Genomic DNA, 15,402 nt, shown 5'->3' with positions numbered 1-15,402 from the left:
GGGTGATTCAAGCCTACCGGCTCCTGTAATAGCCTGAGAGTCAGACCAACTTCACTTCGAAAGGCGACACACATGCCAGGACTCAATCTGACGCGTCAGGAAGCCGCGACGCGCGCGGAGACCGTAACGAAGGTCCACTCCTACCGCGTCACCCTCGACCTGACCGCCTCGGAGAGCGTCTTCACCTCCACCACAACCGTCTCTTTCGACGCTGTGGCCGGTTCGTCCACGTTCATTGACGCGATTATGCACCAGGTTCATTCCGTCACGCTCAATGGCCGGGAACTCGATCCCGCCGCCGTTTCCGACGGCGTCCGCATTCAGCTTCCAGACCTCGCGGAGCAGAACGAACTCACGGTGGTGGCGGACGCCATGTACACCAATACCGGTGAGGGTCTTCATCGATTCGTCGATCCCGTGGACGACGAGGTCTACCTTTATACGCAGTTCGAGGTTCCCGATTCCCGCCGAATGTTCGCGGTATTCGAGCAACCCGATCTCAAGGCCGAATTTACGTTCGTCGTCACGGCGCCGAAATCATGGACTCTCATTTCGAATGAGCCCGTGGAACGACGTGAGGAAGGTGCCGAGGCCGACGTCTGGACCTTTGCCACGACACCCCGAATTTCTTCTTACATCACCGCTTTGGTCGCGGGGCCGTACTCCAGCCTGTCCGACCAGGTGACGTCCTCGGACGGCCGGAATATTTCGTTGAATATCTACGCTCGTCGGTCGCTCATGGATTACCTCGATGCCGAGGAAATTTTCGTGTTGACCAAGCAGGGCTTCGAATTTTACGAACAACAATTCGGCGTGCCGTATCCGTTCACCAAATACGATCAGCTTTTCGTGCCCGAGTTCAATGCCGGTGCCATGGAGAACGCCGGTTGCGTCACGATCCTCGAGGATTACATTTTCCGGTCCAAGACCACCGACGCGATGATCGAGCGTCGTGCGATCACCGTGCTGCACGAGCTCGCACACATGTGGTTTGGCGACCTGGTCACCATGAAGTGGTGGAACGACTTGTGGCTCAACGAGTCGTTCGCCGAATTCATGTCCCACCTCAGCGCCGCGGAAAACACCCGGTTCACCCACGCCTGGACCACCTTTTCCGCGATGGAGAAGACGTGGGCCTATCGCCAAGACCAGCTGCCCTCGACCCATCCCATCGTTGCGGACATCAAGGACCTCCATGATGTTCAGGTGAATTTCGACGGCATCACCTATGCCAAGGGTGCTTCCGTATTGCGCCAGCTCGTTGCTTGGGTCGGGCAAGAGCACTTCATGAAGGCCCTCCATCAGCACTTCGACAAGCATTCCTGGGGTAACGCCACGCTCGCTGATTTGATGGCGGAACTCGAGGCCACCTCTGGTCGTGAGCTACGTTCGTGGTCCGAAGCCTGGCTCGAAACGGCCGGAGTCAACACATTGACCCCCTCCGTCGAGGTGGACGACGAAGGCCGTATCGTTCGCATCGAGGTCATTCAGACGGCGCCCAATGAGCACCCGACCCTCCGTCCCCACCGCATGACGGCCGGATTCTACGACGTCGTCGATGGCCGGCTCGTGCGCGTTCACGGCGTGGAGTTCGACGTCGACGGAGAGCGGACGGAAATTCCGGACGTCGCCGGACGCCCCCGTCCCTTGGTGCTCCTCCTCAACGACCTGGACCTGGCCTATGCCAAGGTTCGGCTCGATGATGTTTCCTTCCACCACGCCAAGGTCCATCTGCGCGATTTCGAGGAGTCCCTGCCGCGCGCCGTCGTCTGGGGCGCGGCATGGAACAGCACCCGGGATGGACAGGTTCCGGCCCGTCGTTTCGTGGAAATGGTTCTGAATAATATCGACGCCGAGACCGATTCCACCACGGTTCTGACGCAGTTGCGGAATCTCGCCACCACGTTGCGTATGTACGTCCGCTCGGACGCGCAAGAAGACACCCGCGAGATGGCCGCCGATCGCCTGTGGGACATTTCGCAGGGCGCCCCCGAAGGATCTGACCGCCAGCTCCAGTTCGTGCAGGCCTTCGCAACGCACGCGATCACCGATGAACAGCTCGACGCCCTCGAAGGCTTGTACACCGGAAACGTGACCCTGCCAGGCCTCGAGATCGATACGGATCTTGCCTGGAAGATGCTGACGGCGCTCGTCGCCGCCGGCCGCCGAGGCGTGACGGACGTCGACGAATTCGCAGCACGAGACAACACCTCGACCGGCGCTCAGCGCGCCGCTCAGGCTCGGGCCGCCGTGCCGACCCTCGAAGCTAGAGAAAAGGTGTGGGACTTGGTGGTGGACCACCACGAACTCCCCAACGTGATCCAGCGTTCGGCCATTGCCGGATTCAACGCGACGAACCGTGATGCATTACTCCGGCCTTTCGTGGACCGGTACTTCGCGTCGATTGAACGAGTCTGGAGCGAGCTCTCCCACGAGATCTCTCAGCAGATCATCTCGGGGCTGTTCCCCCAGATTGTGGATCGAGATGTCCTCGACGCCGCGGAGGAATTCCTGGTGGAGCTTGGCGAGGGCAAGGATTCACTCCGCCGACAGGTCATGGAGGGACGTGACGCCATCGAGCGTGCCCTGCGGGTGAGGTCGGCGGACGTCATTTCCTGACGTCGTCAGCGCATTCGCCTTAGCCGGGCTCGTCGTAGCACTATGGAACTATGACGAGTCCGGCTTCTCCTGTCCCCACAATGTACGAACAACTGGGCGGTCACGCCGCCATTCACCGACTCACCACGGAGTTCTATGACCGGGTGGAACGGGATCCCGAGTTCAAAGCGATGTATCCAGAAGTAGATCTGGAGCCCGCGCGGCGGCGGCTCGAGATGTTTCTGGAGCAGTATTTTGGTGGGCCCACGACCTACAGCAAAGAACGAGGCCACCCACGATTGCGCATGCGTCACGCGCCGTTTGCCATCAACTCGTGGGCGCGAGAACGATGGCTCACGTACATGCGAGAAGCCCTCGACTGCTTGGAGCTGCCTCCGTTGCACGATGGCATGATTTGGGGTTACTTCGAACGCGCGGCCCACGCCATGACTAACACGCCCGACGAACCGGACGCCTCCTCGTAACCCTCACACGGCGGATGCCGATTTGGACACCACGTGCCCCTGCGTATTCGATAGCCTGCGCCATGGACCGTTGGAGTAGACGGTGAATCCCTCGTCGGTGTCGTTAAATCCCAAGACGGTGGCGCCAAACAGGGCGCCGCTCACCACGCCTTCACCGGAATCGCTTCCCCACACGCGAGAACGAACGGTATTCAGGACTGCGCCTCCAGGGTTGGTCGGTAGCGCCTCCTCGACGGCCCTCATTCCCTCGTGGGCAATCCGAGACACCGTTTCGGCGTCCAGCCGACCAGATTCAGTCCACCCACGGGATGGAGGCATGACTCCCGCCCAAGCAGCGTTGACCGTCACGGGTGGGACCGGCAGGGCGCCGTCGTTCGCGCCAATCCGGGCCAAACGGTCGAGCACCGCGGAGGCTTCGACCGTGGCGTCGATCTCTGAATCCTCGGCGAGGTGCAAAGCCCGCATCCCCAACACCGTAGGCACCGTATCCAGCAATGTTTCAGCGCTCATGACAGGTGCCCACACAGCCAAGACCCGCCCCCGAGCCTGAAGGCGGACGGCCGCGGAGGAGTCGATGGTTTTGACCCGAGACAGCAACGTCGCGAGATCTTTTGCCTCGCGATGATCGGAAAGCTGAAAGCGTGAATTTTGCAACGGTGAGGGCATCTCTTTCGCAATAGAAAGCGGGAAATCCTTAACTATTATGAATCCTCTCAGGGCACTGGGGACGATCACGATTCCCTATGTCGGCTCATGACGCGGGCGCATGGTCGTAGGATCGAATGGTGAGCACCTTCGAAGAATCCGAGTCCCCCTCCCACAACGTCGACCCCACGCAAGCGCTCGTCAGCATGCTCTCCCTCGAGCCCGAGCAACCCCTGCGAACCACCGAGGACATCTTCGTGGGGCACACGATCGCTCCAGAGTCGGATCGCATTTTTGGCGGGCAAGTCTTTGGGCAGGCGGTCATGGCGGCGAGTCGCACGGTGGACCCTGATCGGCCCGTTCACTCAATGCACGGATATTTCCTCCGTCCGGGTGACGTTTCCATACCCGTGACTTTCGGTGTGGAACGAATGCGTGACGGTCGTTCGTTTTCGGCGCGACGGGTGCATGCGTATCAAAATGGTCAGGTCATTCTCTCGGCCATCGCCTCTTTCCAAGAACCAGCTCCGGGGCTTGAACATCAGGAACCGATGCCGAGCGGCATTCCAGATCCTGAATCCCTGAAGAGCTCGGAGCAGCTCTGGGGCGACATCGATCACCCCTTCGCTCGCTGGGTGGTACGAGCACGGCCCTTCGAAATTCGTCACGTCACCGACCCCATCTACGTGACTCCCCCAGGACGTCATGAGCCGGTCAATACCGTGTGGTTTAGGACCCACGGGCGCCTACCCGATGACCCGCGTATCCACCAGGCCGCCATTGCCTACGCCTCGGATTACACGCCGATGGACCCTATCCTTCGTCGTCACGGCTTCATGTGGGCTCACCCTGGTTTGAGCCTCGCCTCCTTGGACCACGCCATCTGGTGGCACCGACCTGCACGGGCCGACGAATGGTTGCTCTACACCCAGACGTCTCCCAACGCCTCGAGCGCCCGCGGATTGGCGTGCGGACGCATCTTTACTCGCGAGGGAGAACTCGTGGCGACGACGACCCAAGAGGCGCTGGTCCGGGTTCCCGACGAAGACCTCGGCTGACGCACGCTGCCCGTCCGTCGTCGTTCAAGGGCTTTGCGGACACACCCTGGCGTAGTCTCATGAATGCACGATGCCCCCGCAACCTCGACGAGAGATAGCGGGGGCATCGTGGTAGACCAGCGATTAGTCGCGGGTCAGGCGTCGGTGAGTGAGACGATGCGGGCGGGCGGCTTCAGGCCCAAGCCGTTCGACCTTATTCTCTTCGTAGGATTCGAAGTTACCCTCGAACCAGTACCACTTGTCCGGTTCTTCCTCGGTTCCTTCCCACGCCAGGATGTGCGTGGCCACCCGGTCAAGGAACCACCGGTCGTGGGAGACGACCACGGCACAGCCCGGGAAATCCAGGAGGGCGTTTTCCAACGATGCCAGGGTTTCGACGTCGAGGTCGTTCGTCGGCTCGTCGAGGAGGAGAAGGTTTCCGCCCTGCTTGAGCGTCAACGCCAGATTCAGGCGGTTGCGCTCGCCACCGGAGAGGACTCCGGCCTTCTTCTGCTGGTCCGGACCTTTGAAACCGAAGGCCGATACGTACGCACGGGACGGCATCTCTACCTGGCCGACGTGGATGTAGTCGAGCCCGTCGGAGACGACCTCCCAGAGGGACTTTTCCGGGTCAATGTTGGCGCGGTTCTGGTCAACATAAGAGATCTTGACCGAGTCGCCGATCTTCAAGTCACCACCATCGAGAGGCTCCAGGCCCACGATGGTTTTGAACAACGTCGACTTACCGACGCCGTTCGGACCAATCACGCCGACGATGCCGTTGCGGGGCAAGGAAAACGAGAGGTCCTTGATGAGACTACGATCGCCGAAGCCCTTCTGCAGGTTTTCGGCCTCGATGACGAGGTTACCCAGTCGGGGTCCCGGCGGAATCTGGATTTCTTCGAAGTCCAGCTTGCGGGTCTTCTCCGCTTCAGCCGCCATTTCTTCGTATCGGGCAAGGCGGGCCTTGGACTTGGTCTGACGCCCCTTCGAATTGGAGCGGACCCAGTCGAGTTCGTCGGCCAGACGCCGCGCGAGCTTGGCGTCCTTCTTGCCCTGAACTTCCAGGCGCTTGCGCTTGGTTTCTAGGTATGTGGAGTAGTTGCCCTCGTAGCCGTGCAGGCGTCCGCGCTCAACCTCGCAGATCCATTCGGCGACGTGGTCCAGGAAGTACCGGTCGTGCGTCACGGCCAACACGGCGCCGTGGTAGGACGCGAGATGCTGCTCGAGCCACAGAACCGACTCAGCATCCAGGTGGTTCGTGGGCTCATCGAGCAGCAAGAGGTCTGGCTTCTGCAAAAGAAGCTTGCAGAGGGCGACGCGACGACGCTCACCGCCGGAGAGGTTAGACACCTGTGCGTCGCCGGGTGGGCAACGCAGGGCGTCCATGGCCTGTTCGAGCTGGCTATCGAGGTCCCACGCGTTCGCGGCGTCGATGTCGCCCTGCAACTTGCCCATTTCTTCCATGAGCGCGTCGAAGTCAGCGTCGGGGTTTGCCATTTCTTCGGAAATGGCGTTGTAGCGGTCCAGCTTTTCCTTGATCTCGCCGACGCCTTCTTCGACGTTGCCGAGAACGGTCTTCTCTTCATTCAACGGCGGTTCCTGCAGCAGGATGCCCACGGAATAACCGGGGCTCAACCGCGCCTCGCCGTTGGACGGCTGGTCGAGGCCAGCCATGATCTTCAGGATGGTCGACTTACCGGCACCGTTGGGGCCGACGACGCCGATTTTGGCGCCCGGATAGAACGACATGGTGACGTCGTCCAGGATGACTTTGTCACCCACCTTCTTGCGGGCTTTAGACATCGTGTAAATAAATTCAGCCATGTTCCCCAGGCTACTATGTCCGGGCAGACTGGGGAGTCATCGCGTCGCGCTGTGTGACCAGGAACTATCCAGACGCCGTCGACCGCGGCGTCGATTATTCGTTGTGTATGGTTCCGATCATGCATCGCCCATCCGACAAAGGTGCGGCGGTCGTGACGTAAACGTTTTTATCAGCGCGCACGTCCACCATGAGGCAGCGTCCCTCCGTGGCGATGGCGGCATCGACGTTATCGACGTCCAGGCCGGTAGGTGTGATGTTCTGGCCTGTCTCGATCTGGTTCGACGGCCATCCCGCCTTAACCAGTGATTCCCGGAGGCTCTGCTCGGTCGGCGCAACTTGCATCGCCTGTTTCACGGTGTTTCGCACACGCTCGACCTGCGAATCACTAGGCCCGGACGATGCGGTTGCTTGGGAGCTCCCCGACGACGAGGAGTTCCCGCTGGCCGTCGTCGTCTCGGAACACGCGGTCGCCAAGAGAATGGCAGCCACGGCCGCACCGACGGCAAAGTTTTTACGCCCCCACGAAGGTCGCGTCATGGAATGAGCCTCTCGTACTGCACCGACGCGGTGGGCATCGGGATGATCGTGACAAAATTCTGCTACACATTCTCGTTCTCGGCACGGATTTACCCGCACGAAACACAGAGCTGACACCCTGTGTTTCACGCCCAAACCGAGGAGCTCTCATGAACAGTGTGATTCGACGCGCCGCAAAAGCCGATGCGGAAGCCTGCGCATCCATTTACCGGCCTTACGTCGAAAACACCGACATCACCTTTGAAACAGTCGCGCCTACGTCCGCCGACATGGAAGAGCGGATTGCCTCGGCCCTGGAAACCCACGAATGGCTGATTCTTGAAGACGACGGCGAAGTCGCGGGTTATGCCTACGCTGGAACGTTCAACCCCCGGGCCAGTTACCAATGGGCCTGCGAAGCCAGCGTTTACATGGATGGTGCTCGAAGGTCGAACGGGGGCGGAACGCGGCTATACACCGAACTGTTGAATCGGCTTCGTCAGAAAGGTTTTCGCCGAGTCATGGGAGGGGTCACCCAGCCCAATGACGCCAGCAATCGTCTTCATCAAAAGTTTGGATTCGAACTCATCGGGACTTATACGAAGGTGGGTTGGAAGAACGGCGCATGGCACGACGTCTCCTGGTATGAGTTGGATTTGTGCCCCGACGACCACCGGGACACCGACCCCGGACTACCGCCGACGAATTAAGGCCAGCCCTTCCCGGTAGTCGCGACCGGACGGTTGCCTCGCGCCATTGAAGAAACCCGTCGGCAACAGAAATCATAAACCCAAAGCGATATTAATCGTGACGGATTAATCTCATGACATTCGAAAACTGAATTCTTAAAGGCCGCATTTTATCCAGGCCCAGAAAGCTTTGAGGGTCCGAGGAAAAACTAATTATTCTCGGCGTCACAACAAGCCTCACCGACACTCACGATCCCGAGATCGAAGATTGGCGTCAGGAACGCATCCGGCGAGTTCCCCACCGCCGGCAAGCCTCAGCGTGATGAGCGAGACGTAGATCAGCCGCCGATCTTTGACGCCCATGGACACTCTTCCAGTAGAGATGGCGTGATTTTGACAACACCCCTGGCGCTCCTTCGGCGATGGTTATAGAGGAGCTCGCTGCCGACATTTGCAATTCTGCAGGTGAAAGGCGCTTTTCAATGACGCGGGCCCGTTCATTCATGGAGTCAAGAAACAATGACCAATCTGAGCACGCTAGCGCTCAACCTATTATCAATCCATGAAAATCATCCAGTGTGCTCGTGAGGTCAAGCACTTTATTTTCACGTGTCGTAAGCGGCTCTCTCCCAGTGCCAGATATAGCCGGAGGCTGAGAATTCGAGGGGTCCGTCTCAGCAAGACGGCCTTTGTGGCACCTGGCTCTCTCTTGGAACGGGGCGTCGTGGTGGGCGACCGAAGTTGGGTGAACTATGGGGCCTTCATCGAGAGGGGCACAACCATTGGAAACGGTGTCGCCATTGGGCCCAATGCGACCATTTGCACCGCCACGCATGAATTTGGCCCAGAAGATGCTCGTGCCGGACATACGACGAAGTTACCGGTGACGATCGAGGACGGATGCTGGTTTGGTGCATGCGTGACAGTCCTCCCAGGAGTCACGATCGGCCGGGGCTGCGTCATCGCGGCCGGGGCCCTTGTTCGACGGGACTGCGAACCCAATGGCCTGTACGCCGGCGTGCCCGCTCGACGGGTCAGAGACTTGGACTGACGCCGGAAATCCATCTGGCCACAACAAGGCACCTAAGCCGCGCATCACACCGCTAGGAGTCCGGGATCGGAAGGTATTGCTGCCGGGAGAAATCCCCGAGCCCCATCTGAGATTTTTGGTCCTCATGAAATACATGTCGACGAGGCCCCGCCAGAAAGTTTCCCTGGCGGGGCCTCGTCGTGTCCACGGTGGTCAGCTTGGTGCGCATGCTCAAGCTCTTTCCGTTGACCGGCCCCTGTACATATCAACGAGAGGCCGCGGGTCAGCGGAGTGTCATGGTGCCCCAGGAGGGAGTCGAACCCCCGACCAAGAGATTAGAAGGCTCCTGCTCTATCCACTGAGCTACTGAGGCGTGGCCATCAGGCCTCATCTAGGGTACCGCGCAAGGGCCTGGCCCTCCACTTGGCGGCTCAAATGATTGCACTCACGCGATGTTCGCGCCGGAACACACGGCGCGTGGAGGGATCGATAAACATGATGTACAAGCCATACACCAGGGCGACGACGCCGGCCACCAAACGGCCCATGTTGAGGTCCAAGCTGAGGTACGGGAACACATCGAGCTGATCCGAAACGGCCCACATCATGAAGAACAAGGTGGTCAAGAGGAAGAAATCCACGTGCCAATCGGCCCGAATCCCGGTGGCGGCGAAGAACGGGATGAGCCACACGACGTACCAGGCCTGAATCATCGGGTTGAGCATCACGACCAGGGTCAAGCCAATGGTCAGACGACGAATGATCTTCTCGTCGCGCCCGACAAACGCCATGACCGCGGCCCCGAGAACTCCCACCATCTGGCCGATCTTGAACAGGTAGGACTGCAGATCCCCACCCGGAAGGCCGAGCGAATCTCCCCATAGTTTGAGGAGGAACCCGAGCAATCCCACGGGCGCATACCAGATCCATACTCCGCCCGTGGTTGAGAGCGCGCCAACCCAGTCGAAGCCAAATCCATTCGCCATGCCCAAGGCCCACAGCTCGGCGAGAGATATGGCCGCCGTCAGAAACCAGTACACAAATCGACGAGGCCATGAGGCACCCCGGCCGGCCCACAGCAAGCCGATAAAGGGCAGAATGAGCAGGGCGATCGGCTTGACCGCAATCGCGATCGTCGTCAATGTGATACCGGACAAACCACCGTAAACGTTGCGCCACCGCGCGGCCACATAGATGCCGGCGATCATCAGACCGATCATCAATGCATCATTGTGTGCCGAGACAATGAAGTGCACCAGAAACATCGGGTTGGCCAGGCACAACCAGGCCGCGCGCGTCGGATTCACTCCGTGCATCCGAGCCAATTTGGGCAGGAAGATCGCGATCAATGCGACGCCGATCAGAGATACGCCCCGGAAGAGATAGAACGCGGTATCGGGAGAATCGCCCGCTATGCGAACCACGATGTCTTCGATCCAGAGAAAGACCGGGCCGTATGGCGGTGGAGATTGGCTCCACAGCTGGTCGGCCCCATTCTGCAAAAAATTGTTAACCGAGGACACCCCGGACTCATACGGATTGAGACCCGATTGGTATACCCGCCCTTGGGCGAAATAGGAATAGACATCGCGGCTGAAGAGTGGAAAGGCCACCAGCAAGGGGGCCGTCCAACTCAGGATGGCGGCAGTCACCCATTTCTTCGCCGAAGCCTCCGCCCAATTCACTTTCTGACTCAAGCGCATCCATTCGCGAGTGAGCGCCATAGCGCCCACGGCAGTCAAGATGATGCAGAGCACCACAGCGCCGTCGGTGTAGCGAAGGTTAATGACCCACTGCTGCAACCTCAGCTGGGAAATCGGGGCGAGCCATCCGATACCGAAGGAACCCACCATCATGAGCAACGAACCTATGGTTCCGATGATGATGGTCCGAAGGGGGCTGCGCTGGACGAACCGTGGTTCCTTGGGCCGTCGCTGCCGAAGCCGTGCACTGTGGCTCAAGCGTCCCCCTGCCGTGAAATTGGTTACTGATCTGTCTCCACCTCGATCGAGGCTTCGCCCAATTTTACAGGTTGCCCCACGGATTCGCGCCGAGCCCGCCGGCCCGCGACCAAGAGATGTAGGTTGTCATTGTGTCTATTTCAAATGAACGCATCGTGTGGATCGACTGTGAGATGACCGGCCTGGACTTGGAGCAGGATGCTCTCATCGAGGTCGCAGTTCTCATCACGGACGGCGAATTGAACATTCTGGACGACGGCCTGGACGTCATTATCAAACCCAGCCAGGTCGCCGTCGACCAGATGAATGACTTTGTGCGTACCATGCACACCACGTCCGGCTTGCTGGAAGAACTCCCTTCCGGCATGAACATGAAAGAGGCCGAGCGGCAGGTTCTCGATCACATCAAAAAGTATGTGCCCGAACCACGCAAAGCCCAGTTGGGCGGCAACTCGGTGGGGACTGACAAGACCTTCCTCGTCCGTGACATGCCGGAGGTCATCGATTACCTGCATTACCGCATCATCGACGTCTCGACGATCAAAGAGCTTTCGCGCCGCTGGTACCCGCGCGCCTACTACCAGTCGCCAGAGAAGACGGGCAACCATCGGGCGCTCGGCGACATTCGCGATTCGATTAACGAACTCCGCTACTACCGGGAGGCAGTGTTCGTGCCGCAGCCCGGCCCAGATTCGGATGCCTCCCGCGCCATCGCCCAGCGTATTTCGGGGCAAGATTCCTCGAACTCCTAACTTGGGTGTTTGCGTGTGAGAGTTATCACTCGTGACGAGGTGGGTTCAGTTGGCCCCCTCGGCGCGGCTGATGTAAGCTCTTATTCGTTGTCCGATCGACGGGTCACTAAGCACCCACGGTCGAAGACGGCGTGGTGGGCGTAGCTCAGTCGGCAGAGCGCCTGGTTGTGGTCCAGGAGGTCGCGGGTTCAAACCCCGTCGCTCACCCCAGAAAAATGAGGCCCCGAAACATCTGTTGCAGATGTTTCGGGGCCTCATTCGTTAAGCCTCAACCCTCATGATGCCGACCAAGCGGCGGGCCTCTCCCCCGCTACGAGCCCTCGTCATCCCCCACACCGCGCGCATCGAGCGCATCGCCGACCTGATCCGCGTGCTGCAAGGTCAAGATCAACATCGGCATCACCCAGGCCCACGGCGCAATACGAACGCCTCTCGCTGCCTGAGCATCGCGCACGTCTCGGACGATTCCCCCGAGTTGATTCACGGACGTCAGAGTCAGCGCCATCGCGAGTCCCATGCGCTCAGGCTTGACCCCGAAGCGTCGGAAGGGCCCAAGGACTCTCTCACAAGTCTCGATCATGCCGTCGATGGGCGTCGTCCGGGTTACCACTTGGGCAAGGAGCACAATCGAAATCACGCGCACGGTGTTCCGGGTCGCGTCCATCGGGTCGAGAAAAATCAGCTGGGTCACGGCCAGGAAGACCACCAGCAGAAGCAGGCCACGCAAGTCCCGGAAGAAAGTCCTGGTTCCCAAGCGCGCCACGGCGTATCCCAGAACGGGAAGGATCACGCAGAGGACGACGGTCACCCACGTTGCTGGGGCGAACGACAGAGCCAAGGCAATGACCGCGAAGGCCGCAAGCTTATATCCCGCAGACAGCCGATGAATCAGGCTAGATCCTGGCTGATACAGAGAGATCATCCAAGAATCTCCTCATACCGCTCGATCATGTCCTCCGGCGATCCCTGGCCTTCAATGCGTCCGTCGGCCACTAATACGGCCTCATCGCAGCGTCGTGCCAGTTCGAGGTCGTGCGTCACGAGAATTACTTGTGGGGCGGCGGGTTTAAGGAGGCGCTCGGCAATGATGCGCCGATGGCGAGCGTCCAATAGGCTCGTCGGCTCATCGGCAAGGACGAGCTGAGGTTCCCCGACCAAGACCGAACACAGGGCGAGGCGTTGCATCTGCCCGCTCGACAACGAGTGACATGGGCGGTCAGCTAACGACGTCAGTTCGTGCTCTTCAATGGCCCGTTCCACCCGCTCAGAAATCTCCTGACGTGAGAGCTTGCGGCCCCGAAGCGTGAGCGCGATGTCCTCGCGAACCGTTGGCATGATCACCTGCGCCGCGGGATTTGCAAAGACGAACCCGACCTCACGACGGAGTCGTTTGACCTCCTTGACCACGTCGATCCCATTGACCTGTACGGCGCCTTCCGCGGGGGCGATGAGCCCTGCCAACGTCTTGGCCAAGGTTGACTTTCCGGAGCCGTTTTCCCCCAGGATCGCCGTCCTCGGAGCCTCAAGGTTCAGAGTGACATCCTCTAAGAGCGTCACCGGCCCCTGATGGCCGTCCACTCGGACGTGCATATTCGTGATGTTGACGGTCATTCCACATACTCCAGCATCATTGCCGTTCCCATTCCTCCGCCTATGGCACACGCCGCAACGCCTACCGCCCCGGGGCCTTCCCTCCGGAGACGATGGGCGAGCCGCACCAGTGCGACTGCTCCCGAGGCACCCCACGGGTGTCCCAGCGCTAATGCGCCGCCCCAGGCATTAACCCGCGGGTCGATGTGGCCTCCAACCGCGAGACCGAGGTCATCCGCAACGGCCAGGGTTTGAGCGGCGAACGCTTCCACTATTTCGACGGCGGCGAGCCTCTCCAGGCCCATACCCGAGGCCTTCAGCGCACCGCGGATCGCCGAGACGGGCAGTATTCCAGGAAGCGCCGGATCACCGCCGGTCATCGCGGATCCGCGGATGATCCACCGCGGGCCCGAAGCCTGGCTTTCTGGCCGAAGCAAAACCGCGGCGGCGCCGTCTGAAATCCGTGCCGCACTGACCGGAGTCACCGTGGCCCGCGGCTCGGTGCGGACCGGGGAAAACCGAGACGTGGTGTGTGGGGTCAGCTTCCTCGGGCCGTCATCGATGATGGAGTTGCCAGATTCGGGATGACGCAAGCTGATGAGCTCTTCCCCCACAAACTCGGCGGACGACAGTGTGAGCGCGTGGCTCCGTACGGCAAATTCATCCTGTCTGGCCCGCGATATTCCGCGCTGAGCCGCGAGGTGGTCGGCGGCCTCGATCATGTCGGGATCCGGGAACCCCTCTGGCGCGAACGGTGCACGCTCGAAGGCCTCGCCATTGATCGAGCGGACGGGCGCCGTGCTCGCCGACTCTGTTCCCCCGGCAGCGACGATCTGCCCGGTACACGCCACATGCTGAACAGCCTGCATGACGGCGAGCATTCCGGAACCGCATTGCGCGTCCAAGCCCCACCCCACGCAGTCCGTACCAAACCCCGCCGCCAAAGCCGACATGCGTCCGAGGTTTCCACCAGGCCCGGTGCAATTGCCCAGCACGACGGCGTCCGGACTGATGCCGCTCATCTCGCGCAAGGCCCGAAGGGTGTTCCCGGCGAGTGTCTCAGCACCGTATCCAGACAATGCGCGGGATCGTCCCGTGATGGGGGTTCGTGCCACACTAATGATTGCGACGTCGTTCATGTTCGGCCTCCCTCGACTGAACCAGAACCACCGTCCATGGGCCTCACCTCTGGTAGCGCTTCGAATTCTTCCGCCGTGATGCGCCGAACCTTACCCACCGACGTGCGTGGCAGCTCCTTCACCATTTTCCAACGACGCGGTCGCTCGGCGACCGACAGCTCACGGTAGGCACGAGCTGTGATCTCCCGAAGGTTCGGCTCAGCGAGGCTCGATTCGACGGCCGCCGCAACAATCTGCCCAACGCGCGCATGGGGTATGCCGACGACGACGGATGCTCTCACTCCGGGCAATGTCTGGAGTACTGACTCAACATCCGACGGAATGACCGTAGCGCCTGCGGTGAGGATCGCGTCGTCGTCGCGCCCATGCAGTGTGAGCCGGTCATGGTGCAGACTGGCCCGGTCACCGACGCTGGCCCACTCGCCGTCGCGCCGCAGACTTCCGGAGCCCCCAAGACACCCCAGAGCGAGCTGCTCTGTGCGGACCCACAAGACAGAATCTCGAATATCGACCTCGACGCCGTCGAATATTTCGGCTCCATCGCCGCTGTCCACGGCAATCAAACTGAGTTCTGAAGCGCCGATATAACTGTGAACCGTAATGCCATGTCGTTCAGCCCGACGGCGTAGTCCTGGTTCCACACGGTCACCACCCACGAGAGCCTTTCGAAGCGGGGTGGAGCACCCGGCATCGAGGAGGTCGAGAACGTCCCTCACATGCCAGGGGGTCCCGTGAAGCACGGTCACGTCCCTCAGATCCTCTGCGCTCACTCGGGCGCGCTGTGGAACCGTGAAGTCGAAGCCGGTGTGTTCGGAATGTGAAGCCGCAAATGTGGCCATCGACGAGACCGGGTGCGCTGCGATGAGCATCCGATCATGATTCGTGATTCCGGCGATCCGATTCAATCCAGGGTATGCCACATCCCAGGAGCGCTGTGTTCGCAGAATAACCCGCGGATGTCCCGTGCTACCGGAGGTGAAAACCGCCCACTCTGCTTCGGGATGGATCGCACGTCGGTCGAGAGACCGCAGCATCGTCGTCCACCGAGCGTCCGACCATCGTTCGTCTCCGATGAGCGGTACGTTCCCGGCCCGTCGCATCTCAAGCGCACGTCTCAATACCGCTTCGTGGT

At 60.5% G+C, this 15,402-nt stretch carries 15 protein-coding genes and 2 tRNA genes; 7 read left to right on the top strand and 10 right to left on the bottom strand.

All coding sequences use genetic code 11. From position 1 onward, the window contains the following. Positions 1 to 72: 72 nt before the first annotated feature. The gene (gene pepN / locus B9Y51_RS08860) at positions 73 to 2,619 is read left to right on the top strand and encodes an aminopeptidase N (RefSeq protein ID WP_085529441.1); all 2,547 of its coding nucleotides are present in this window, start codon (positions 73 to 75) and stop codon (positions 2,617 to 2,619) included. Positions 2,620 to 2,669: 50 nt separating this feature from the next. After that, a complete protein-coding gene (locus B9Y51_RS08855; protein WP_085529440.1) occupies positions 2,670 to 3,083 on the top strand; it encodes a globin in 414 nt (137 codons plus the stop codon). Between the two features lie 3 nt (positions 3,084 to 3,086). On the opposite strand, the gene B9Y51_RS08850 is transcribed toward B9Y51_RS08855, so the two are convergent. After that, a complete protein-coding gene (locus tag B9Y51_RS08850) occupies positions 3,087 to 3,749 on the bottom strand; it encodes a DUF8185 domain-containing protein (protein WP_085529439.1) in 663 nt (220 codons plus the stop codon). A gap of 116 nt (positions 3,750 to 3,865) precedes the next feature. On the opposite strand from B9Y51_RS08850, the gene B9Y51_RS08845 reads away from it, so the two are divergent. After that, on the top strand, positions 3,866 to 4,786 hold the full coding sequence (locus B9Y51_RS08845; RefSeq protein WP_085529438.1) for an acyl-CoA thioesterase: 921 nt from the start codon (positions 3,866 to 3,868) through the stop codon (positions 4,784 to 4,786). Positions 4,787 to 4,909: 123 nt separating this feature from the next. Here B9Y51_RS08845 and ettA read toward each other — a convergent pair whose 3' ends face one another. Together ettA and B9Y51_RS08835 are read right to left on the bottom strand one after the other, a co-directional pair. Continuing rightward, the gene (gene ettA, locus B9Y51_RS08840; protein ID WP_048678157.1) at positions 4,910 to 6,592 is read right to left on the bottom strand and encodes an energy-dependent translational throttle protein EttA; all 1,683 of its coding nucleotides are present in this window, start codon (positions 6,590 to 6,592) and stop codon (positions 4,910 to 4,912) included. Between the two features lie 94 nt (positions 6,593 to 6,686). Then, a complete protein-coding gene (locus tag B9Y51_RS08835) occupies positions 6,687 to 7,130 on the bottom strand; it encodes a DUF6993 domain-containing protein (RefSeq protein WP_085529437.1) in 444 nt (147 codons plus the stop codon). Positions 7,131 to 7,279: 149 nt separating this feature from the next. On the opposite strand from B9Y51_RS08835, the gene B9Y51_RS08830 reads away from it, so the two are divergent. Both B9Y51_RS08830 and B9Y51_RS08825 read left to right on the top strand, forming a co-directional pair. After that, complete coding sequence (locus B9Y51_RS08830) at positions 7,280 to 7,819, top strand: GNAT family N-acetyltransferase (RefSeq protein ID WP_143468039.1); 540 nt, start codon at positions 7,280 to 7,282, stop codon at positions 7,817 to 7,819. 541 nt (positions 7,820 to 8,360) lie between these two features. Next, positions 8,361 to 8,849 (top strand): acyltransferase, encoded by a 489-nt coding sequence (locus B9Y51_RS08825; RefSeq protein WP_085529436.1) that lies wholly within the window; start codon positions 8,361 to 8,363, stop codon positions 8,847 to 8,849. 52 nt (positions 8,850 to 8,901) lie between these two features. Here the strand turns inward: B9Y51_RS08825 and B9Y51_RS11175 are convergent, their stop codons facing one another. From B9Y51_RS11175 to mptB, 3 genes are all read right to left on the bottom strand, one after another. After that, positions 8,902 to 9,057 carry a hypothetical protein gene (locus B9Y51_RS11175; protein WP_158088282.1) on the bottom strand — a complete coding sequence of 52 codons (156 nt, stop codon included), beginning with the start codon at positions 9,055 to 9,057 and terminating at the stop codon, positions 8,902 to 8,904. Positions 9,058 to 9,125: 68 nt separating this feature from the next. Next, positions 9,126 to 9,201 (bottom strand) — tRNA-Arg (locus B9Y51_RS08820). A gap of 58 nt (positions 9,202 to 9,259) precedes the next feature. Continuing rightward, positions 9,260 to 10,789, bottom strand: coding sequence for a polyprenol phosphomannose-dependent alpha 1,6 mannosyltransferase MptB (mptB, locus tag B9Y51_RS08815; RefSeq protein WP_048678152.1), 1,530 nt, complete (start codon positions 10,787 to 10,789; stop codon positions 9,260 to 9,262). Between the two features lie 131 nt (positions 10,790 to 10,920). Between mptB and orn the strand changes: the two genes are divergently transcribed. Both orn and B9Y51_RS08805 read left to right on the top strand, forming a co-directional pair. Next, complete coding sequence (orn, locus tag B9Y51_RS08810) at positions 10,921 to 11,541, top strand: oligoribonuclease (RefSeq protein WP_048678150.1); 621 nt, start codon at positions 10,921 to 10,923, stop codon at positions 11,539 to 11,541. 134 nt (positions 11,542 to 11,675) lie between these two features. Beyond that, a tRNA-His gene (locus B9Y51_RS08805) sits at positions 11,676 to 11,751 on the top strand. A gap of 100 nt (positions 11,752 to 11,851) precedes the next feature. On the opposite strand, the gene B9Y51_RS08800 is transcribed toward B9Y51_RS08805, so the two are convergent. Genes B9Y51_RS08800 through B9Y51_RS08785 form a run of 4 tightly spaced genes read right to left on the bottom strand, consistent with a single transcriptional unit; the run spans position 11,852 to position 15,304 of the window. After that, complete coding sequence (locus B9Y51_RS08800; RefSeq protein ID WP_048678148.1) at positions 11,852 to 12,463, bottom strand: energy-coupling factor transporter transmembrane component T family protein; 612 nt, start codon at positions 12,461 to 12,463, stop codon at positions 11,852 to 11,854. Next, positions 12,460 to 13,152, bottom strand: a complete 693-nt coding sequence (locus B9Y51_RS08795) for an energy-coupling factor ABC transporter ATP-binding protein (protein ID WP_048678147.1) — start codon at positions 13,150 to 13,152, stop codon at positions 12,460 to 12,462. Before B9Y51_RS08795 ends, B9Y51_RS08800 begins: the two co-directional genes overlap by 4 nt. Beyond that, on the bottom strand, positions 13,149 to 14,270 hold the full coding sequence (locus B9Y51_RS08790; protein WP_048678146.1) for a thiolase family protein: 1,122 nt from the start codon (positions 14,268 to 14,270) through the stop codon (positions 13,149 to 13,151). The genes B9Y51_RS08795 and B9Y51_RS08790 overlap by 4 nt, the downstream gene beginning before the upstream one ends. After that, positions 14,267 to 15,304, bottom strand: coding sequence for an AMP-binding enzyme (locus B9Y51_RS08785; RefSeq protein ID WP_245826175.1), 1,038 nt, complete (start codon positions 15,302 to 15,304; stop codon positions 14,267 to 14,269). Before B9Y51_RS08785 ends, B9Y51_RS08790 begins: the two co-directional genes overlap by 4 nt. Positions 15,305 to 15,402 lie beyond the last annotated feature (98 nt).

Source organism: Kocuria massiliensis (assembly GCF_900169715.1).
In the GTDB taxonomy this organism is placed as follows: Bacteria; Actinomycetota; Actinomycetes; order Actinomycetales; family Micrococcaceae; genus Rothia; species Rothia massiliensis.
The sequence above is the reverse complement of the archived record's forward strand: the minus strand, read 5'-3'. Positions and strand labels throughout refer to the sequence as shown.